General features: G+C 61.7%; 21 protein-coding genes. 10 read left to right on the forward strand and 11 right to left on the reverse strand.

The genetic code is table 11. The annotated features are described in order from the left end of the window. Positions 1–15 precede the first annotated feature (15 nt). Positions 16–831 (forward strand): 3-methyl-2-oxobutanoate hydroxymethyltransferase, encoded by an 816-nt coding sequence (gene panB, locus HX792_RS25300; RefSeq protein WP_176998641.1) that lies wholly within the window; start codon positions 16–18, stop codon positions 829–831. Here the strand turns inward: panB and HX792_RS25305 are convergent. Further along, positions 819–2,213, reverse strand: a complete 1,395-nt coding sequence (locus tag HX792_RS25305; protein ID WP_176998642.1) for a PLP-dependent aminotransferase family protein — start codon at positions 2,211–2,213, stop codon at positions 819–821. The genes panB and HX792_RS25305 overlap by 13 nt on opposite strands. 101 nt (positions 2,214–2,314) lie before the next feature. Continuing rightward, positions 2,315–3,088: an SDR family NAD(P)-dependent oxidoreductase gene (locus HX792_RS25310; RefSeq protein WP_176998643.1), complete on the reverse strand. Its 774-nt coding sequence runs from the start codon at positions 3,086–3,088 to the stop codon at positions 2,315–2,317. Positions 3,089–3,244: 156 nt separating this feature from the next. On the opposite strand from HX792_RS25310, the gene gcvA reads away from it, so the two are divergent. Continuing rightward, the gene (gene gcvA, locus HX792_RS25315) at positions 3,245–4,168 is read left to right on the forward strand and encodes a transcriptional regulator GcvA (protein ID WP_176998644.1); all 924 of its coding nucleotides are present in this window, start codon (positions 3,245–3,247) and stop codon (positions 4,166–4,168) included. A 10-nt stretch (positions 4,169–4,178) separates the two neighbouring features. Here the strand turns inward: gcvA and cynR are convergent, their stop codons facing one another. Then, positions 4,179–5,066: a transcriptional regulator CynR gene (cynR, locus tag HX792_RS25320; RefSeq protein ID WP_176998645.1), complete on the reverse strand. Its 888-nt coding sequence runs from the start codon at positions 5,064–5,066 to the stop codon at positions 4,179–4,181. 112 nt (positions 5,067–5,178) lie between these two features. Between cynR and HX792_RS25325 the strand changes: the two genes are divergently transcribed. Then, positions 5,179–5,820 carry a carbonic anhydrase gene (locus HX792_RS25325; RefSeq protein WP_176998646.1) on the forward strand — a complete coding sequence of 214 codons (642 nt, stop codon included), beginning with the start codon at positions 5,179–5,181 and terminating at the stop codon, positions 5,818–5,820. Between the two features lie 35 nt (positions 5,821–5,855). Continuing rightward, positions 5,856–6,326 (forward strand): cyanase, encoded by a 471-nt coding sequence (cynS, locus tag HX792_RS25330; RefSeq protein WP_176998647.1) that lies wholly within the window; start codon positions 5,856–5,858, stop codon positions 6,324–6,326. 46 nt (positions 6,327–6,372) lie between these two features. Here cynS and HX792_RS25335 read toward each other — a convergent pair whose 3' ends face one another. The 5 genes from HX792_RS25335 to HX792_RS25355 form a co-directional block, all read right to left on the reverse strand. After that, positions 6,373–7,620, reverse strand: a complete 1,248-nt coding sequence (locus HX792_RS25335) for a type II toxin-antitoxin system HipA family toxin (protein ID WP_176998648.1) — start codon at positions 7,618–7,620, stop codon at positions 6,373–6,375. Further along, complete coding sequence (locus HX792_RS25340) at positions 7,613–7,858, reverse strand: helix-turn-helix domain-containing protein (protein ID WP_176998649.1); 246 nt, start codon at positions 7,856–7,858, stop codon at positions 7,613–7,615. The genes HX792_RS25335 and HX792_RS25340 overlap by 8 nt, the downstream gene beginning before the upstream one ends. 107 nt (positions 7,859–7,965) lie before the next feature. Continuing rightward, complete coding sequence (locus HX792_RS25345; protein WP_176998650.1) at positions 7,966–8,592, reverse strand: LysE family translocator; 627 nt, start codon at positions 8,590–8,592, stop codon at positions 7,966–7,968. A 78-nt stretch (positions 8,593–8,670) separates the two neighbouring features. After that, on the reverse strand, positions 8,671–9,711 hold the full coding sequence (locus HX792_RS25350) for an alpha/beta fold hydrolase (protein ID WP_176998651.1): 1,041 nt from the start codon (positions 9,709–9,711) through the stop codon (positions 8,671–8,673). Between the two features lie 101 nt (positions 9,712–9,812). Next, the gene (locus HX792_RS25355) at positions 9,813–10,196 is read right to left on the reverse strand and encodes a RidA family protein (RefSeq protein WP_176998652.1); all 384 of its coding nucleotides are present in this window, start codon (positions 10,194–10,196) and stop codon (positions 9,813–9,815) included. A gap of 192 nt (positions 10,197–10,388) precedes the next feature. On the opposite strand from HX792_RS25355, the gene HX792_RS25360 reads away from it, so the two are divergent. Next, positions 10,389–11,303, forward strand: coding sequence for an AraC family transcriptional regulator (locus HX792_RS25360; RefSeq protein ID WP_218172796.1), 915 nt, complete (start codon positions 10,389–10,391; stop codon positions 11,301–11,303). Between the two features lie 73 nt (positions 11,304–11,376). After that, positions 11,377–11,883, forward strand: coding sequence for a peptide-methionine (S)-S-oxide reductase MsrA (gene msrA / locus HX792_RS25365; protein ID WP_176998654.1), 507 nt, complete (start codon positions 11,377–11,379; stop codon positions 11,881–11,883). Between the two features lie 27 nt (positions 11,884–11,910). Here msrA and HX792_RS25370 read toward each other — a convergent pair whose 3' ends face one another. From HX792_RS25370 to HX792_RS25380, 3 genes are all read right to left on the reverse strand, one after another. Then, positions 11,911–13,161, reverse strand: a complete 1,251-nt coding sequence (locus HX792_RS25370; protein ID WP_176998655.1) for an NAD(P)/FAD-dependent oxidoreductase — start codon at positions 13,159–13,161, stop codon at positions 11,911–11,913. Positions 13,162–13,294: 133 nt separating this feature from the next. Then, positions 13,295–13,759: a type II 3-dehydroquinate dehydratase gene (locus HX792_RS25375; RefSeq protein ID WP_176998656.1), complete on the reverse strand. Its 465-nt coding sequence runs from the start codon at positions 13,757–13,759 to the stop codon at positions 13,295–13,297. Positions 13,760–13,776: 17 nt separating this feature from the next. Further along, positions 13,777–14,199, reverse strand: coding sequence for a RidA family protein (locus HX792_RS25380; RefSeq protein WP_176998657.1), 423 nt, complete (start codon positions 14,197–14,199; stop codon positions 13,777–13,779). Positions 14,200–14,385: 186 nt separating this feature from the next. On the opposite strand from HX792_RS25380, the gene HX792_RS25385 reads away from it, so the two are divergent. The 4 genes from HX792_RS25385 to HX792_RS25400 all read left to right on the forward strand — a co-directional run bounded on the left by HX792_RS25385 (position 14,386) and on the right by HX792_RS25400 (position 18,942). Continuing rightward, positions 14,386–15,360, forward strand: a complete 975-nt coding sequence (locus HX792_RS25385; protein ID WP_176998658.1) for a LysR family transcriptional regulator — start codon at positions 14,386–14,388, stop codon at positions 15,358–15,360. 304 nt (positions 15,361–15,664) lie between these two features. Then, on the forward strand, positions 15,665–17,182 hold the full coding sequence (locus HX792_RS25390) for an amino acid ABC transporter permease/ATP-binding protein (protein WP_176998659.1): 1,518 nt from the start codon (positions 15,665–15,667) through the stop codon (positions 17,180–17,182). A gap of 27 nt (positions 17,183–17,209) precedes the next feature. After that, positions 17,210–18,082, forward strand: a complete 873-nt coding sequence (locus HX792_RS25395) for a phytanoyl-CoA dioxygenase family protein (protein WP_176998660.1) — start codon at positions 17,210–17,212, stop codon at positions 18,080–18,082. 29 nt (positions 18,083–18,111) lie between these two features. After that, on the forward strand, positions 18,112–18,942 hold the full coding sequence (locus HX792_RS25400) for an ABC transporter substrate-binding protein (RefSeq protein WP_176998661.1): 831 nt from the start codon (positions 18,112–18,114) through the stop codon (positions 18,940–18,942). The last annotated feature ends 42 nt before the right edge of the window (positions 18,943–18,984 follow it).

Here is an 18,984-nt window from a genome sequence, read left to right on the forward strand (position 1 = left end):
AAACGGAAGACTTCGATGAGCACCCATACCCGCACCAAACGCATGACCGTCCCTCAATTGGTCGCCATGAAGGGCCAGCAGAAAATCGTCTCCCTTACCGCCTATTCCAGCCCGATTGCCAGGCTGATCGACCCGCTGGTGGATTTCATCCTGGTGGGCGATTCCACGGCCATGGTCGGCTACGGTCGGGCGTCGACCTTGAGCATGCAACTGGAAGAAATCATCGGCCACACTCGGGCGGTGGTCGACAGCACGCGCCTGGCGTGTGTGGTGGCCGACATGCCGTTTGGCAGTTATCAGGAGTCCTGTGAGCAAGCCTTTCGCAACTGTGCCCAGGTGTTGGCACGCACCGGTTGTGATGCGGTGAAGCTGGAGGTCAACCAGGCGTTGGCAGGCACCGTCGAGTTTTTGGTGGCACGGGGTATTCCGGTGATGGCCCATGTGGGGCTGATGCCGCAGTTCGTCAACGTGATGGGCGGCTTCAAGGCTCAGGGCCTCACGGCACACACCGGCGCGGTGATCGCCGAAGACGTGCGGGCCAACCTGGCGGCGGGGGCCTTCAGCGTGGTGCTCGAAGGCGTGGCGGAAGGCCTGGCCCGGCAGATCACCCTGGACTCGGCCATGCCCACCATTGGCATCGGTGCGTCACCGGCCTGCGACGGTCAGGTGCTGGTGACTGAGGATGTACTGGGCCTGGGCGGCGATCACGTGCCGCGTTTCGTCAAACAGTACGCCGACGTCGGTGCGGTGATTCGTGACGCCTGTGAGCGGTTTGCCGACGAGGTGCGCCAAGGTCGTTTTCCTGAAGCGCGGCATTGCTACGGGCTGTGACGGATCGCGTCGGCCAGTTGCCTGATGGCCTGGGCGACATCCTTGCTCCAGTCGAGGGTGTAGCTCAGGCGCAGGTGGTACGGCCAATGCCCTTGCCGGCTGAAGAGTTCGCCGGGGGCGATGACGATGTGCCGGGCCAACAGTTGGTCGAATACCCGGCGCATGTCCACCGGGCGTGTTGCCTTGAGCCAGAAGGTCGCGCCGCCCTGTGGTGCCATCACCTCCCATAGGCCGTTGCCCTGTGCGTGCAGCAAGGTGTTCATCTCATTCATGCGTGCAATCAACTGGGCCCGCAGTGCTTTCAGATGCGCGTCGATGCGCTGGGTGGTGAACAGCCGGGCGATAGCCTTTTGGCGAATCGGCGAGAGGCGAAACCCCCGCGCCAGGAACAACTCGCGCAACCGTGCGCCGTGTTCGCGGCATAACAGGTAACCGAAGGGCGCTTCTGCGCCGATCACCTTCTCAAAGGTTGAGAACACCAACAGCCTCTGCGGGTCGGCGAAGTCGCGATAACGGGGTGGGGGGGCGTCGAAATACAGCTCGCCGTAGGTGTCGTTTTCAAATAGCCAGATTGAGCGTTCCGCCAGCCACTGGCAGATCTGCTGCTTGTCCTCGGCAGGCATCCGGCTGCCGTGGGGCATGTTTACCGTGGATGACAGCACGGCCAGGCGAATGGGCTCATGTGTAAGCCGTTCATTGAAGGCGGCCAGATCGAAGCGCCCATCAGCGCCCAGCGGCATTTCGATCACACGGATATTCGCCGCCTCCAACTGCCGCAGCACGGCCCACGAACAGGGCGACTCCACCAGCGCCACCGTGCCGGCCAGCTCGAGGGCGTTGAGTGCCAGGTTCAGCACGCTGTGCAGGTCGGAGCCGATGTACACCTGGTCGGCCTGCCAATAACGCTCGGTCGACTGGGTGTAGCGCTCGGCCAATGCGCCGCGTAATTCGGGCTCGCCGAATGGCAGGTAGGGCGGCGAGGGCGCCCGCGTATATTGCCGCGCCAGTTCGCGCTCGATCATCAGCAACGGGTTGTCCAGTGCCAGCAGCATCGCCGGCGCATCACTGCTCAAGGCCATCCTCCCAGGCATGCGCGCCTGGGCGAATGCCTGGTCGAGCAGGCTGGGGGTATCGTCTTGCGAGAGCGGGGCGGGCGCTGCCTTGATGAAGTAGCCGAACTTGGGCCGGGCGATGATGCGGCCTTCGTCTTCGAGCAAGGCGTACGCGTATTTGGTGGTCGAGACCGACACGCCCAGGCGCTGGGCCAGTTGGCGCAGCGATGGCAGCTTATGTTCAGAGTGTGACGGGCTGGCCGCGATCAACTCGACGAGGTAGCGGTACACCGCCTGGTAGGCGAAAGGGGTAGTTGAGGGCCTGTCCATGATCACTCGCGCCGCCTCGGTGTGGGGGCGGGCGAGTATCGCGCAAGCCACCGCCAAACGCACCTGTTTGGCGGTGGTGGATGTTCCCAGGGGAACGATGATCAGATGCGGCCCGCTGTGACGCCGCCGTCCACTGGCAGCACGGTGCCGGTGATCCACGCCGCTTGTTCCGAGGCCAAAAACAGGATGGCTTCGGCAACGTCGGCTGGCTGGCCATTGCGCCCCAACGGGTGGAAGGCATTGAACGTTGGCAGCACGGCCTTGACCTGCTCACTGTCCATGAACGTGTTGTACACCGGTGTTTCCACCACAGCCGGCGCCACGGTGTTGATGCGAATGTTCGAGGACGAAAGTTCAATCGCCAGGTTACGGGTCAGGGCGTGCACACCCGCGTTGGCTGCTGAATAGGCCGCCGACGGTGTGGCGCCAATGGCTTGCAACGCCCAGAGCGAGCCGGTTTGCACGATGGCGCCACCGCCCCGTTTCAGCATGGCGTTGGCCGCCGCCTGGGCCATGAAGAATTTGCCCTTGAGGATGATATCGACGAAACCGTCGTACTCGTGTTCGTCCAGTTCCAGGAAGGGTTTTGGGCTAAAGACGCCGGCGTTGTTGATCAGGATGTCCACGCCACCGAACGCACTGGTGGCCAGTTCCACCAGCGCTTTGGCGGTCGCGGGTTTGGCGATATCCGCCGCCAGGGTACGAACGTGCTGGCCGCTGGGGTCGATCTGCGCGGCGGCTTTTTCAAGTTTTGCTGCATCGCGACCGCTGATCACGACACTGGCGCCTTCGGCGACCAGGCGTTGTGCGACTTCTTTGCCGATACCCGAACCACCGCCGGTGATGATGGCAACCTTGGAAGAAAATCTTTTCATGTTGAGAGTGTCCTGTGGGGTGTGAAAGAAAACGTGCTTGAACGGTTGATCGCTATCGAGGCTGATCTACTACGTCCTTGGCTGCTATTCTTTGCCCGCGTGACACTGCCTCACAAACCAGAATTCATTGCCGCCTACTAAAGAAAAACTTTAACGATGAATACGCCTGCCTACCTCAATGCACTCAGAGCCTTTGAAGCGGCCGCCCGGCACCTGAGCTTTTCTGCGGCCGCAGCAGAATTGCACGTGACCTCTGCGGCGGTGGGGCAGCAGGTACGAACCCTGGAATCCTGGCTTGGCGTGCCGTTGTTCACGCGTGCGTCCAGCGGCACTGCGCGCCTGGTGCTCACCGAGGTGGCGCGCCAGGCATTGCCGGATATCCGCGAGGGGTTTGATCGCTTGCGCCTGGGCGTGGCGCGGTTGAAGGAGGGCGCTCTCGGCACAGGGCTTACGGTAACGGTCAGCCCGGCGTTCGCGGCCAAGTGGTTGTTGCCGCGTATCGAACATTTCCAGCGTGCCCACCCGCAGACCGATGTGCTGCTGGACACCAACCTGCGGCCGGTGGATTTCATCGCCGAAGGCATGGACATCGGCGTGCGTTATGGAGCCGGCCACTGGCCTGGGCTGGTCGCCACCCCATTGATGGACGAGGACCTGTACCCGGTGTGTGCGCCCACCTATCCGCTGCTGGAGCAGGGCCGTTTACCACTGGAAAGACTCGCCGAGGCAACGTTGATCCACGACCTGTCGATGGCAGGCGACCCCCAATACCCGACGTGGCGCACCTGGCTCGACGCCTCGGGGTTCCCCGGGGTCAATGCCGAGCACGGCCTGCGCATCAACAACTCGGCGGCGGTGCTTCAAGCGGCGATTGACGGCCAGGGGCTGGCGCTGGGGCGCAGCGTGATGCTGCGCGATGACCTGCGAGCGGGGCGGTTGGTCCGGCCTTTTGGTGAGGCCAGCCGGCCGCTGGCGTTCGCTTACTACATTGTGCACCGGCCCGAAGTGGCTGACCTTGCCAAGGTGAAGGCGTTTCGGGAGTGGCTGCTGGCCCAGGCTGCAAGCGATCGCCAGCCCTGACAGGTACGGTTTAGGCTTCCAGCCCCGTCGCCACGTCATTCGCGACTGCGATAAACGCCCGCGCTGCCGCCGACTGATACCCCCCTCTGCGCTGCATCAGCACCGCCGTGCGCTGCAGTTGCTGCGGCCCCAGCTCTATCGCGACCAGGTCCGGGTGCGCCCGCGCAATCGTGGCCGGCAGTACGGTCGACAACGTGGTCCTGCGCACCACCTCGATCAGCGCGCCAATGACATTGGCCTCCATCACCACGCGCGGGCGAATGCCGTGCTGGCGACAATAGCGGTCGATCTGTTCGCGTGTGGCGAACTCGGCGCTGAGCAGGATCAGTGATTCGGCATTCAGCGCGTCCAGCCCGATGGCGCGCTCGGTGGCCAGGGGGTGTTGGCGGCCGACCACCAGGGCGAGGGTTTCCACCAGCAGGGGCGCGGCGTCGATATCCGGGGCGTGTGCTTCGTCGAAGGCGATGCCCACGTCCAGTTCGTCGGCCAGCAGTTGGTGTTCCATGGCGTCCTGGGCCACTTCACGCACGTTCAGCGTGATGTTCGGATAGCGCCGGTGAAACGCTTCCACCAGCGGCCCCACCAGGTAGCTGGTGAAGGTGGGCGTGACCGCCACCCGCAGCGCCCCTCGGCTGAGGTCGCCCACGTCATGGATTGCGCGCTGGCCCCCCTGCAGTTCCTGCGCGGCCCGCAGCGCATAGCGCATGTAAACCTCGCCGGCGTCGGTCAGGCGTGTCTTGCGCCCTGAACGGTCGAACAACTGCGCGCCCAGGCTTTCTTCCAGCTGCCGGACCTGCTGCGACAGTGCAGGCTGCGACACATGCAGGGCCGCCGCCGCTTTGGTGAAACCTTCGTGCTGGGCCACGGCGAGGAAGTAGTGAATGTGTCGAGCCAGCATGCCATTACTCATAAGATTATCTGATGCGGTTGATCATATATCAGACTTTTACCTTATTTCATGGGCTACGTAACCTCTGCTTCATCGCATTGCGATCCAAGGGAGTTACCCCATGAAAGACATCATCGACGGTTTTCTCAGGTTCCAGCGTGACGCGTTCCCCGAGCGCGCCACGCTGTTCAAGGAGCTGGCCACGCAACAGAGCCCGCGTGCGCTGTTCATCTCCTGCTCCGACAGCCGATTGGTGCCGGAACTGGTCACGCAACGCGAGCCAGGCGACCTGTTTGTCATCCGCAATGCCGGCAATATCGTGCCGTCCTACGGCCCGGAGCCAGGCGGTGTGTCGGCCTCGGTGGAGTACGCCGTGGCGGCCCTGCAAGTGCGCGACATTGTGATCTGCGGGCATTCCGATTGCGGCGCCATGACCGCCATCGCCAGCTGCACGTGCCTGGATCACATGCCCGCCGTGGCCAGTTGGCTACGCTATGCCGACTCAGGCCGGGTGGTGAACGAAGCGCGCAAGCATCAAGACCCGCAGGCCAAAGTGGCTTCAATGGTGCGTGAGAACGTGATCGCGCAGCTGGCCAATCTCCAGACCCACCCTTCGGTGCGCCTTGCCCTTGAAGAGAAGCGTGTGGCGCTGCACGGCTGGGTCTACGACATCGAAAGTGGCTGCATCCAGGCCTTTGACGGCAGCACCGGCACGTTTGTGTCCCTGGCCGAAAACCCGGATATACGCGCCGTTTCGCATTAACCCCGACACGCCTTTTTACCCACGGAGATAACACCATGATCCAGTCACAAATCAGCCAGAACAGCCGCCTCGCCCTGACCGACGTGATCCTGTTGGCCAAGGCCCGCAAAGACCTGTCGTTCGCCCAGATCGCCGAGGGCACCGGCCTGTCCGAAGCCTTCGTCACCGCCGCCTTGCTGGGCCAGCACCCGCTGCCGGCCGATGCTGCTCAGGCCGTCGCCGACATCCTGGGCCTGGACGCCGACGCGGTGGCCCTGTTGCAAACCATCCCATTGCGCGGCAGCCTCGGCAACGGTGTGCCGACCGACCCGACCCTCTACCGCTTCTACGAAATGCTGCAGGTCTACGGCACCACACTGAAGGCCCTGGTGCACGAGAAGTTTGGCGACGGCATCATCAGCGCGATCAACTTCAAGCTCGACATCAAGAAAGTCGATGACCCGGAAGGCGGTTCCCGTGCGGTGATCACCCTGGATGGCAAGTACCTGCCGACCAAGCCGTTCTGATCGTCAGTGGGAAGACCCGGCGCCGAGAGGTGGCCGGGTCTTCCCGCTACCCTTGAACATCAGGGGGCTCAATACTTTTCTCCAGCCCTGCCGTCCAGGCAGCGGTCATCTTTTCCCCTACGTCATCGAATTCAGGATGAGAGATTCGATACTCGGAAAGCTCAGCCAGCGCGCGATGCATGCCGTGGCTCACCCTGCCCAGCAATGCGTTGCAGCGCGCTTCGGTCAGGTTGCACGAACTGCGCCCGAACTGGACCAGCATCTTGCGTTTCGGCCAGGCTTTTGACCCGCCCAGCAGCAGGCCCATGATGTCGTTGGTCTGATACACAGTGGTGGTCACCAGGTCGTAAGCGGGTGCGAGCCAGATGTCGGCCTCTTCGGCACAATCCTCGTAGAGCAGGCCGAAATTCTTCAGGTGGCCGTCACCGTTCTGGATGCCGGCCGACAGCGCCACCATCATGAAGAAATCTTCCAGTGCCTGAGTGACGCGGTGGGGGGAGACGTAAGACTTGATCAGCTTCGCGCACCCTTGGTAGGTGCCGTCGTACTTCTTGACGGTGCCCCAACCGGAAAGCACGCACATGTCCTCAAACCCGAGGTAAGCGTTTTCGCCAATGTCGAAGCGTTTCACCACCAGCAATTTACCGTGCTGGCTTAGTTGGCACTCCGGCACTTCAAGGCCGGTGTGAAAGGCGGCGCGCATGCAGAAGAACTCATTGGCCGCCAACTGCGGAAAGTCGGTTTCGTTGAACGCTTTCACCAGGTGCGTGGCGCCCCGGTGGGTGAATCGCTCAACATCGTTGCCCAGCTCTTCAGCGCTGCGTACAAGGACCTTCGGTTGAACGCCGGAAACCCCTGAGTAGGCGGCATACGTGTTTACCAGCTCGTCGAACAGATCTTTCGCGCCGTCATGGACCAGCAAGTCGGAGAGCACGATTTGGGGCAGTGATTCGTCGCCACTGGCGTGGGTCACGCTGATGCGGCCTAACTGGTGCGGCCCGACAATCCCCAGTAGCGCAAAGTCGTCAAAACCGCGTACAGACTTGCTGAACCGTCGCACGAGCGCTTCTTTGAGATGCCCCTCGGGGATGTGCATTTCAAACAGCGGATGGATGCCGTATTCCCAGTTGTAGCTCTCCAGGCGCACCGGCATGGTCAGGGACACCGCGTCTTTTTCGGCAACGCCCGGGTTATACGAGAACACAGCGTCGCGGCTGTTTTGCGCACTGCGCCCCAATATCCCGGCCGCCGCGTCCCCTGCGCCGATGTACAGCCGATCACGTGGCTTACTCATGCACGTTTCCTGCCTTGAGTTCATCGAGCGTTTTGCGTCGACGATTTGGCACAGCGGTCAATTCGTACCCCAAGCCTTCCAGGATGGCGGCGACCTTGCGAATCCCGATTTCAGGGACCGTATTGTTCTCGATCCCGGAAATGGTCGCGCGGCTCATACCGTGCCGCTCCGCGAGTTGGCTTTGCGTGAGCCCGGCGTCTTGGCGCAGGCGTTTGATCAAGGGACCTAAGTCATCCATTTAAATATGCATCCTATGCAATGCATTTAATGAGAATATCTCTAAATGCATCGTATGTGATGCGTTTCTCTTTGCATAGGCGTTTCTTTGGGGTGGAAGCCATAGGTCTAGCGTTGCTGAAAAGCAATCTTCAACCCCAGCCCCATGAACAGCGTACCGATGATCTTGCCTTCCCACCGACGCAGTTTGGACAGGCTGGCAAAGCATTGGCTCAGTGGGCGGATGGCGATGGAAATCAGGCTGGTGTACACCGCGCTGAGCGCCGAAAAAATCAGGCCCAGCACGGCGAACTGCGTCAGGGAGGAGCCTGATTCCGGGTGAACGAACTGCGGCAGGAAGGCCAGGAAGAAGAGGGCGGTTTTCGGGTTCAGGACTTCTGCGCCCACGGCCTGCAAGAACGCCTGGCCAGAGGTCACGCTGGGCAGGTGCTTCTGTGAGGTTGCGCCGGGCCGGGCGAGGAACGCCCGCACGCCCAGGTAAATCAGGTAGCAGGCGCCCACCGTTTTGATCACGTTGAACGCCGTGGCCGAGGTCATCAGGATCGCCGAGAGGCCCAGGGCAGCACACAGCGTATGGATCAGGTCGCCGGTCGCAATCCCAAGCCCGGTGGCGATACCGGCCTTGCGCCCGCCCTGCAGCGTGCGGGTGATGACCAGCAGCACCGCAGGGCCCGGGATCAGGAACAGGCCGATGACTACGGCTATATACGTGAGGATGGGGGCCAGTTCGAACATCGCATGTCACCTCGGCAGTAGAGTCGACCTACAGTAATCCCTACGCCGAGGCTTAAAGCAACACGCTTGAACGGACGGTTATTGGCGAAAAGACTGCGCGAGAAACCCGCTGATCAGGGTAATGACCTGTTGCTGGATCACTGCCCGTGGGCGAGCGCCTTCGCCATCGCCGCAAATGATGCCGTCGCCGGGCGAGCTTTCCTCGATCAACGCCACGGCCGTCGGCTTGCATATCGCCATGAAGCTGAAGTGGGTGGCATCACTGATTTCGACGTACCCGGTCGAGGCCTTGGGCAGGCGTTTGGCCAGGTTGGCCGATTCCAACTGGGCGGGAAGTTCGTCTGATGGCACGCCTGCGGCCAGCACCAATACCGGCACGTGCAGCGCCGCCAGGCTTGCGTTGGTCATGCCACGGGACAGGCCCAGGTCCAGGGACACAATGGCGGTCACACGCTTGTCGCTCAAGTCTGCCGCCAGTTTGGCCTTGCCCTCCGGCGTGCCGCCAGGGTTCATCTGTGTGTAGACCTTGCAAGGGCTTAGTTTCGTGTGGACGCCGCAATCGCGAGTGAACTGGTCCGGGTCGAAGCGGGCGCCGGCAATTTCCAATGCCGTCCAGCCGCCGAGGGAATGGCCTACCACGGCAATCTGCTGTTTTTTGACCTCGCCAAATTGCTTGGGTTGGGCCAGCACCGCGTCGATGGCGCGGCTCAGGTCGGCAGGCCGCTGCCACAACTGCGCGGCGGCAGCAGGGCTGCGGTCTTTGCTGGTGGTGCCGGGGTGGTTGACCGCTGCCACGATATAACCCTGATGCGCCAGCGCGCTGGCCAACCACAGTTGGTTGCGCCAATTGCCGCCGTAACCGTGAGAGATGATTACCAAGGGATGTTCACCGCTGGCCGGCGGTGCGTCGGGTACGGCAAGGGCACCGACGAAGACCGCATCGTCGGCGATCGGCTCGGGCTGGCTTTGGGTCGCGGCGGGGTACCAGACCACCATGTCGACGGGGCGGTTGTGTTGCGCGTCGGGGAGGGTGGCGGTGCGAAAACCGATGGGGCTTTCCTGCGCGAGTGCGGGGGCGGTCACGCTCAGCAGAAGCAGGGCGATAAGGGTGTTTTTCATTGTTGTTAATCATCCTTGATTTTTTGTGGGCGCATCATGCAGGGAACCGATCTGCTTGGGTAGAGGGCCCGCGTGAGTTTGGCACGCGAGCCTCGTGGCCCTTACACCCCGAAAATGGCCTCGATCTCGATGTTCAACTCTGGGGAAAACAGCTTGGAGACCTCAACCAAGGAACTGGCCGGCAGGTTCCCGGCGTAGTGATGCGCCAGCACCTTGCGCAGGTCGCCCACCTGGCTGAAGTCGGTGATGAACAGGGTGACCTTCAGCAGTGAGGACATGTCGGTGCCTTCGTCGGCGGCCACCGCCTTGATCTGTTCCAGGATGGCGTTGGCCTGTTTTTCCAGGCTCTGGCCTTGGGCTTCGGTGCCGAAGGCGGTGAAGCCGGACAGGTAGAGCGTGTTGCCATGTTTCACTGCGTGGGAATAAGGCCCGACAGCGGGCGGAAGGGCGGCGTAGGTTTTACGTTCAATGACATTGCTTGGCATGATAATTACCGGAGTGGGGGAGGGCTTGAGTAGGGAGTGTCGTTGCAATTGCCTATGTTTCCATGAGCTGGAGCGTTGCAATAGTCACGTTTCTCCAGGGTTGCTGCCTGATTCTCTACACACCATAAAAGCATTGAGTGCCGTATAACGACGGCGCATGATCCACGCATTCCGCGCGGGAGGTCATGGTTGGTGAAGTACGCTCGTTATGCATTTGAAGAGGGTTGCTGGGCGCTCAGGGAAACACTGCTTGAACTGCTCCCGGAGGCCGGCCGTTTCCCGACGTCGATAGACGGATTTACCCTCCACCGCTATGACCACTCCGATACGGCCACGCCGCATTTCTACGACCCGATCCTCATCGTCGCGGTACAAGGGAAGAAGTGGGTGCGTATCGGCATCCAGGACCTTTCATTCGGTGAGCACACCTGCTTTATCGCCGGGGTGAACATGCCCGTCACCAGTTGCCTGGTGGAGGCGACCCCGCAGCAACCCTACCTGTCGATGTCGCTGGCGCTTGATCGAGGCTTGATGGCCGAGTTGGCGGCCAAACTTCCACCGCCCCTTGAGTACGGCGCCGACAGCACTGTCGGCGCAGCGGTGCAAGGGCTCAACCCGGAGTTGCTCGATGCTTTTTTGCGGTTGCTTGAATTGCTGGATAAACCCGATCAGGCGAAGGCGCTGGGCGAATTGATCCATCGAGAAATTCACTACCGACTGCTGATGACCCCCTTTGGTCATCAACTTCGCCTTCTTAATACGCTGGGTTCTCAAAGCAATAAGATTGATCAGGCGGTTATCTGGCTGCGTGAACATTATCGGGAAACACTGCAGGTGGATCAGTTGGCCGCGCGGTTGAATATGGCGCCTTCAACGCTTTATAAGCATTTCAAAGAAGTCACGACCCTCAGCCCGCTGCAATATCAAAAACGTCTACGCCTGGATGAAGCCCAGCGCCTGATGCTGGTGGAACACTATGATGTGATCCAGGCCGCTTTAACGGTCGGTTATGAAAGTGCCAACCAGTTTGGCCGCGAATACAAACGGCTGTTCGGCGCACCGCCTCGACAGAATGTGGTGGCTATCAAGGCCGGCCGGTCAGCGTGAAACCGACGCCCGGGACTTGGGTTTGGCCCACACAGCCCCATAACTACGCGTGTATCCATCGAGGTGACAGACCATGACCAACACAACCGAAACCGCCATTCTTGCCGGCGGCTGCTTCTGGGGCATGCAGGACCTGTTGCGGCGCTACCCCGGCGTGCTGCACACACGCGTCGGCTACACCGGCGGCGAGGTGGCAAATGCCACCTACCGCAACCATGGCAACCATGCGGAAGCGATCGAGATCGTGTTTGACCCGGCCGTTATTACCTACCGGCAGATCCTGGAATTCTTCTTCCAGATACACGACCCCAGCACGCCGAACCGCCAGGGCAATGACCTGGGGCCCAGCTACCGCTCCGCGATTTATTACCTCAGCGAACAGCAACGGGATATCGCTGAAGACACTGCGGCTGACGTCGATGCCTCCAAACTGTGGCCAGGCCGCGTGGTCACTGAAATCGAACCGGCCGGGCCATTCTGGGAAGCAGAACCAGAGCACCAGGATTACTTGGAGCGCATCCCCAACGGCTATACCTGTCACTTCATACGCCCAAACTGGAAACTGCCCAAGCGTGCTTGAGTCGGTGCGGTAGACCGCCAGTCCCGTTCAGGACTGGCGGTATGCCCTGTATTCATTCTGCAAGACGATATGGTCGGCCACGTACTTCGCGTCGTGCCACACCCCATAGATAAACGACGAGGCACGGTTCACCAGGTTCGGCAGGCCCAGGAAATAAATCCCGCTCTGGGCCGAGATACCGCGTTTGTGGAAGGGCTCGCCTTTCTCATCGAACGCATCGACCTTCAACCAGCCGAAATCGAACGTGAAGCCGGTGGCCCACAGGATCGTGGTCACGCCGGCCTCGGCCAAATCCAGGCTCAGGGTGGGGGTGAGCAGGCACGGTGGGTCGGGCAACAGTTCCCAGGCCTCGGGCTCCAGGGGGAAGGGCAAGCCGTTGGCTTCGATGTACGCATCGGCATCGCGCAACACCTCGAAATACGCACGGTCCCCTTCGGCCACGTTGTCGGCCAGGCCCGGTGCGAAGGTCATGACGCCTGCGTCCCAGCCCTGGGTGACGCCCACCAGATGGATGCCCTGATGGGCCAGCCGACGGAAGTCCACGGTCTTGCCACCTTCATAGCCACTGACGGCAAAGGCTACGTGCTTCTTTTTCGGTTGGATCTTTACCTCATCCCACAAGCCCAGCGCACCCAGCCACCAGCAGTAGTCGCGGCCACGGTAGGCGCGGGGAGGGCGGTAATGTTCGCCCACCGAGAGGTACACGGTCTTGCCGGCTTTTTGCAGTTCTTCGGCGATCTGTGAGCCGGAGGCGCCGGCCCCCACCACAAGCACCGCGCCCTCGGGCAATTGGCCAGGGTTCTTGTAGGAAGAGGAGTGCAATTGATACAGCGGTGCCGACGCCGGGACGAGGGCGGGGATAGACGGGCGCTGAAACGGACCGGTGGCCGCGACTACGTTGGTGGCTTCGATGACACCGGCCGAGGTCGTGACCTTGAAGCCAGGGCGACCCACATGACGCTCCACTTGCTGCACCTCGACACCGGTGCGCACCGGCGCCTGCAGTTTGTCGACGTAGGCTTCGAAGTAGTCGGCCATGCGCTCTTTGGGGGGAAAGGCTTCGGGGGAAATGCCCTCGAATGTCAACCCGGGAAAGCGGTCGTGCCAGGCCGGGCCGTTGGCGACCAGCGAATCCCAGCGCTCCGAGCGCCAGCGTTCGGCGATGCGGTGGCGTTCCAGCACGATGTGCGGCACGCCCATCAGGGACAGGTGCTCACTCATGGCAACCCCGGCCTGGCCTGCGCCGACCACCAGGGTGTTGATTGTTTCGACGGACATAGGCGTTTCCCGAAAGGTAAAAGGTTTGTCTGCAACACCCGTTGTCACTGTAGGAGCCGGCTTGCCGGCGATAGCGGTGCCCCAGATGACAGATGGGCTGGCTGACCCAACGCCATCGCCGGCAAGCCGGCTCCTACAGGTGCTCGGTGGTGGTTTGGCGTTCGTGGAGCAGCTGGGCCACGGCGCTGAGGGCCAGTTCGTAACCCAGCGCCCCCAACCCGGCGATCACGCCGGTGGCGGCCTTGGATATATAGGAGTGGTGCCGGAAGCTCTCACGCTTCCAGATGTTGCTCATGTGCGCTTCGATGATGGGGCCGTCGAACGCCAGCAGCGCATCGAGGATCGGCACCGAGCTGTAGGTCAGCCCGGCCGCGTTGATCACGATGGCGTCGCTGTTCAGCCGCGCTTCCTGAACCCAGTCCACCAGCACGCCCTCGTGGTTGCTCTGGCGAAAGTCCAGGGTCAGGCCCAATTCAGCGGCGTGGCGTTGGCAGCGCGCTTCGATGCTGGCAAAGCTCTCGCTGCCGTAGGTGCCGCGTTTATCCAGCCCATACAGGTTGGCGTTCGGCCCGTTGAGGAACATCACACGGTGGCTCATGGCGTACTCCAGGTTATTCAGGGCTGCCAGTCATCCGGCACCACGGCGATCACATCGATTTCCATCAACCATTCCGGCTGGCCGAGGCCTGAGATCACCAGCCCGGTGGAAATCGGGAACACCCCCTTGAGCCATTTGCCCACCTCCTGGTACACCGGCTCGCGGTAGCGCGGGTCGATCAGGTACGTGGTGGTCTTGACGATGTGCGACAGGTCGGAGCCCGCCTCTTCCAGCAGTTGCTTGACGTTTTTCATCGCCTGTTCGGCCTGGGCACGCGGGTCGCCGAGGCCCACCAGGTTGCCCTCGAAATCGGTGCCGATCTGGCCGCGCACATAAATGGTGTTGCCGGCGCGCACGGCCTGGGACAGGTCGTTGTCCAGGCTTTGGTTGGGGTAGGTTTCCCGGGTGTTGAACATACGAATTCGAGTGTGGGTGGGCATCGCGGTTAGCTCGTTGGAAACGGGATGACCGCAGCTTCACATCGCCAAGGTTCCGGCGAAACCAGCATTTGTGCGCGGTAGTGCTTAGGAAAAACCGAAGCCCGTGCCCCTCATCGGCTGGCGCGGTGACCCGGCACGAACCCTGCACTATCGATCACGTACACCCATTGTTGTTGTGGAGGCGTGATGCTCAGTCGAATTACTCAGCGCCAACTGGAATATTTTGTCGCGTCCGGCGAGGCGGGCAGCATCAGTGCTGCGGCTGAACGCATCCATGTGTCGTCGCCGTCGATCTCGGCGGCGATTACCCATATGGAAGCAGAGCTGGGCATCCAGCTGTTTGTGCGGCACCACGCCCAGGGCATTTCCCTCACGGCCGTCGGGCGCCAGGTGATGCAGGAGGCCAAGCTGATCCTGGAGCAGATGACCAACCTCTACACCATCGCCTCGGAGTCGTTGAACACCGTGCGCGGACCGTTGCGGGTGGGCTGCCTGGAATCGCTGGCACCAATGATCACGCCGGAACTGGTGTTTGGTTTTGGTCGTGCGTTCCCCGGCGTGCGGCTGACCCAGGCCGAAGGCAACCATGAGGAACTGCTGGAGAAACTGCGCAGCGGCGAGCTGGACATCGCCCTGACCTACGACCTGGTGACCAGTCCGGACATCGACTTCCAGCCCCTGGCCCAACTGCCGCCCTATGTGATGGTCGGCGAATACCACCCGTTGGCAAACCTGCCGGCGGTGAGCATGCAAGACCTCGAAGCCTACCCGGTGGTGCTGCTCGACACGCCCTGGAGCCGCGACTATTTTCTCAGCTTGTTCATCCAGGCGGGCACCACGCCAAACATCATCATGCGTTCCACCAACCTCGAAACGGTGCGTGCCATGGTCGGCAACGGCATCGGCTATTCCTTCGCGAATGCACGGCCCAAATCCAATGTGTCCCAGGACGGCAAGCGCGTGATCCGCCTGCGCCTGGCCGGCTCCCATCGCCCGATGCGCCTGGGCTACGCCACGGCCAGCAACACCCAGTTGTCGCGGGTGGTGTCGGCGTTTGCCGAGCGTTGCCGCATGTTTGTGTCCGACCAATACATCCCCGGCATGGCACCGCCGAGCTTTTTTGACCCGCATGCGGTGCGGGTGATGAGTGGCGTGAGCTGATTTTGCACCAATAGGTGGCGTGGGCGGGCATGCGGTTTTGCCCGTGCACCATTCTGGCCAGGCGCAACACAGCTCCCCTGTAGGCGCTGGCTTGCCAGCGATAGCGGTCTATCTGGAAATGAGGGGCCAACTGAGCCACCGCCATCGCAGGCAAGCCAGCTCCCACATGAGTTATCAGTGCTCTCAAATGGCTGCATAGGTTCTGCCTACCCAGTGCCCCGGCTTTTACGAATTGACCCTGACCACCTCCCGCCACGACTCTCAACCCATCGATGTAGATCAACTTATTCAGGGCACCACGACGATGACATTCGACTGGCACTACATGTTTGGTTTGCTCGGCGACGCCGAGTTCTGGCGTGCGACGTGGACGGTGATCAAGCTCAGCACCCTGACCTGGTTGTTGAGCATCGTCTTCGGGTTCGTGCTGGCGCTGGCCAAGCAATCCAGGCACGGCCTGCTCAGCGTGCCGGCCCGTGGTTATATCTGGTTGTTCCGCAGTCTGCCGCTGCTGGTACTGCTGATCTTTATCTACAACCTGCCCCAGGCATTGCCCGGCACCTCGGCGATTTTGGCGGACCCGTTCTGGTCCGGCCTGCTGGCCCTGGTGATCTGTGAAAGCGCCTACGTTGCCGAGATCCATCGCGGCGGCTTGCTCTCGATTCATAAGGGGCAGGGCGAAGCAGCACGGGCGTTGGGCCTGCGGTTCCTGGGTACCCAGTGGCGCGTAGTGATCCCCCAAGCCTTGCGGGTGGCGCTGCCCTCGCTGGCCAACGAATACATCTCCATCGTCAAGCTCACTTCCCTGGTGTCGGTGATCTCCCTCACGGAGATCCTGATGGTCGGCCAGCGCCTGTATTCGCAGAACTTCCTGGTGATCGAAACCATGGCGGCGGTGGCGTTTTTCTACGTGTTCATCGTCACCGTGTTCGACTTTCTGCTTAAACGCCTGGAGCGCTTTCTCGACGTCAACCAACGCAACGTGTCCCGTGTGCCGGACGCTGAAGTGCTGGCGCTGGCCACTCAGCAGCGCACGGCGTTGGTGCGCCCGGCCAGCAACGGCGAACCGGCATTGCAGGCGGCGCGGCTGCACAAGGCCTACAACAACGTTGAAGTGCTCGGCTCGGTGAACTTGCAGATTCAGCCCGGTGAAGTGGTGTCGGTGATCGGCCCGTCCGGCTCCGGCAAAACCACCCTGATTCGTTTGCTCAACGGCCTGGAGCAACTGGACAACGGCGAGATCCGGATTAACGGCCAGCCCTTCATTCACCTCAACAAGGTCGGCGCGCAGAAGCCGCAATTTGTCGAACACGCCGAGCACCGCCTGAACATCGGCATGGTGTTCCAGAGCTTCAACCTGTTCCCGCATTTGAGCGTGCTCGACAACTTGCTGATGGCGCCCAAATACCACCGCCTGGGGCGCCTGGCCGACCTCAAGCAACAGGCTTACGCGCTGTTGCACAAGGTGGGCATGCTCGACCACGCCTGGAAGTTCCCGCACCAGCTGTCAGGCGGCCAGCAACAACGGGTAGCCATCGCCCGCGCCTTGATGATGCGCCCGCAGATCATGCTGTTCGACGAGCCCACCTCGGCGCTCGACCCGGAAAAAGTCAACGAAGTGCTGCAGGTCATCGAGGCCTTGGCCGAGGAGGGCATCACCATGGTGATCGTCACCCACGAGATGAACTTCGCCTTCAAGGTGTCCGACCGCATCGTGTTCATGGAGAAGGGCCGCGTGGTCTGCGACGACACGCCGGGCGCCCTGCGCAGCGGCCACAACCCACGCGTGGAGGCGTTCCTCAAGGACGTCTCGCTGGCGTGACCCCCTCAACGTTCAGGAAAAAATACAATGATCGAGCAAGCGCAAATCGAACAGTTCCAGCGTGACGGTTTCCTGGTGGTCGAAGACGTGTTGTCGCAGGACGAAGTGGCCGCACTGCAGCAGGACTTCGACCAATGGGTAGAAGAAAGCCGAAGCCACCAGAAAGGTTGGGGCGCGACCGTCGATGGCCGCGAACGCTTTGACCTGGAAGGCGATCACCGCGCCGATCACCCGTCGTTGCGCCGGGTCAGCTCGCCCACCGAGATTTCCCCGGCGTATGAGCGTGTGGCGTTGCACTCGCGTATGGCGGCGATTTCCGCGCAACTGATCGGCGCCCAGGGCACGCGTTTTCACCACAGCAAGATCAACTCCAAACTGCCTCATACCGCGACCCAGGTGAAGTGGCACCAGGACTTTCTGTTCACGCCCCACAGCAACGATGACATCGTCACCGCCTTGCTGATGGTCAGCGAAGTGACCCCGCAAAACGGCCCGCTGAATGTAATCCCCGGCAGCCATAAAGGCCCGCTGTGGTCACACTGGCAGCACCAGCGTTTCACCGGCTCGGTGGACGACGCGGTGGTCGAGGAACACTGCCAGCAGCCGGTGGCCTGCTACGGCCCGGCCGGCTCCGTGTGCTTCATGCACACCCGGCTTTTGCATGCTTCCAGCCCTAACGAGACCGAACTCCCGCGCACTCTGTTCATCAGCGTCTACGCCGCTGAAGACGCGTTGCCATTCGGCGAAAACCCGTTGCCCAGTGCACACGCCGGCCTGCTGGTAGCCGGTGAAGAGAGCGGCTTGGTGCGTTCCACGGACAACCACATGCGCTTGCCGCAGAAACCCCGTGGCGCCTCGTTCTTCGTGCAACAGGCCGGACAAGATTCAGCCACTGCCTAACCCAACTCAAACCCTTGCAGGTAAAAACCATGACAGCGTTTCGTATGAGTGTTCGTCCCCTTGCCGCATGCCTGTTGGGCGCCGCGGTTGCGATGACTTCGTTGGCGGCTTCGGCGTTCCAGCAGGACGGCAAGATCATCGCCGGTTCCGATGTGACGTTCTTTCCCTATGAATACATGGATAACAACAAGCCGGCAGGTTTTGACATCGAGTTCATGGACGGCCTGGGCAAGGTCATGGGGCGCAAGGTCGAGACCCTCGACACGCGTTTTCCCAACCTGATCACCGGCCTGCAGGCCGGGCGTTTCGACTTGACCAACTCGTCGATGTACATCACGGCCGAGCGGGTCAAGGTCATCGACATGATCCCTTACCTCAAGAGCGGCGAGTCGATCCTCACCCTCAAGGACAGCGCTTTCCAGCCCAAGACCCCGGAAGAATTCTGCGGCCACAAGATCGGCTCCATGGGCGCCACCTCGTGGCTGGCGCAGATGAACAAACTGTCGGCGGAATATTGCGTGGCCAAGGGCTTGAAGCCGATCCAGATCAGCGAATACAGCACCGACCCGCAAACCACCCAGGCCTTGCTGGCTCACGCAGTTGAAGCCCAGATCACCGACGCGGCCGTGGCCCGTGGCGTGATCGACAAGCTGGGCAACCGCGTGGTGATTTCTTCCGACGCCCTGATCTACCCGGTGCTCAACGGCTTCGGCGTGAAGAAGGGCAATGACACGGTGAAAAAGGCCCTGCTCGACGGCCTGGAAAAATACCGCGCCACGCCTGAATACGCGGCCTTGCTGAAGAAGTACAACTTCCAGGCACCCACCGAGGCCGACATCGCGGCGCTGATGCCGCAGTAAACCTACCTGCGCGTGCCGCATTCGTGTGCGGCCGCGCCCTGC

Origin of the sequence: Pseudomonas sp. B6002, assembly GCF_013385985.1 — a bacterium.
Classification (GTDB): domain Bacteria; phylum Pseudomonadota; class Gammaproteobacteria; order Pseudomonadales; family Pseudomonadaceae; genus Aquipseudomonas.

Bases quoted from the DNA above. Each gene is read 5' to 3' on its own strand.
- panB (WP_176998641.1), top strand. From the start codon at position 16: ATGAGCACCCATACCCGCACCAAACGCATGACCGTCCCTCAATTGGTC.
- HX792_RS25305 (WP_176998642.1), bottom strand. From the start codon at position 2,213: ATGGACAGGCCCTCAACTACCCCTTTCGCCTACCAGGCGGTGTACCGC.
- HX792_RS25310 (WP_176998643.1), bottom strand. From the start codon at position 3,088: ATGAAAAGATTTTCTTCCAAGGTTGCCATCATCACCGGCGGTGGTTCG.
- gcvA (WP_176998644.1), top strand. From the start codon at position 3,245: ATGAATACGCCTGCCTACCTCAATGCACTCAGAGCCTTTGAAGCGGCC.
- cynR (WP_176998645.1), bottom strand. From the start codon at position 5,066: ATGCTGGCTCGACACATTCACTACTTCCTCGCCGTGGCCCAGCACGAA.
- HX792_RS25325 (WP_176998646.1), top strand. From the start codon at position 5,179: ATGAAAGACATCATCGACGGTTTTCTCAGGTTCCAGCGTGACGCGTTC.
- cynS (WP_176998647.1), top strand. From the start codon at position 5,856: ATGATCCAGTCACAAATCAGCCAGAACAGCCGCCTCGCCCTGACCGAC.
- HX792_RS25335 (WP_176998648.1), bottom strand. From the start codon at position 7,620: ATGAGTAAGCCACGTGATCGGCTGTACATCGGCGCAGGGGACGCGGCG.
- HX792_RS25340 (WP_176998649.1), bottom strand. From the start codon at position 7,858: ATGGATGACTTAGGTCCCTTGATCAAACGCCTGCGCCAAGACGCCGGG.
- HX792_RS25345 (WP_176998650.1), bottom strand. From the start codon at position 8,592: ATGTTCGAACTGGCCCCCATCCTCACGTATATAGCCGTAGTCATCGGC.
- HX792_RS25350 (WP_176998651.1), bottom strand. From the start codon at position 9,711: ATGAAAAACACCCTTATCGCCCTGCTTCTGCTGAGCGTGACCGCCCCC.
- HX792_RS25355 (WP_176998652.1), bottom strand. From the start codon at position 10,196: ATGCCAAGCAATGTCATTGAACGTAAAACCTACGCCGCCCTTCCGCCC.
- msrA (WP_176998654.1), top strand. From the start codon at position 11,377: ATGACCAACACAACCGAAACCGCCATTCTTGCCGGCGGCTGCTTCTGG.
- HX792_RS25370 (WP_176998655.1), bottom strand. From the start codon at position 13,161: ATGTCCGTCGAAACAATCAACACCCTGGTGGTCGGCGCAGGCCAGGCC.
- HX792_RS25375 (WP_176998656.1), bottom strand. From the start codon at position 13,759: ATGAGCCACCGTGTGATGTTCCTCAACGGGCCGAACGCCAACCTGTAT.
- HX792_RS25380 (WP_176998657.1), bottom strand. From the start codon at position 14,199: ATGCCCACCCACACTCGAATTCGTATGTTCAACACCCGGGAAACCTAC.
- HX792_RS25385 (WP_176998658.1), top strand. From the start codon at position 14,386: ATGCTCAGTCGAATTACTCAGCGCCAACTGGAATATTTTGTCGCGTCC.
- HX792_RS25390 (WP_176998659.1), top strand. From the start codon at position 15,665: ATGACATTCGACTGGCACTACATGTTTGGTTTGCTCGGCGACGCCGAG.
- HX792_RS25395 (WP_176998660.1), top strand. From the start codon at position 17,210: ATGATCGAGCAAGCGCAAATCGAACAGTTCCAGCGTGACGGTTTCCTG.
- HX792_RS25400 (WP_176998661.1), top strand. From the start codon at position 18,112: ATGACAGCGTTTCGTATGAGTGTTCGTCCCCTTGCCGCATGCCTGTTG.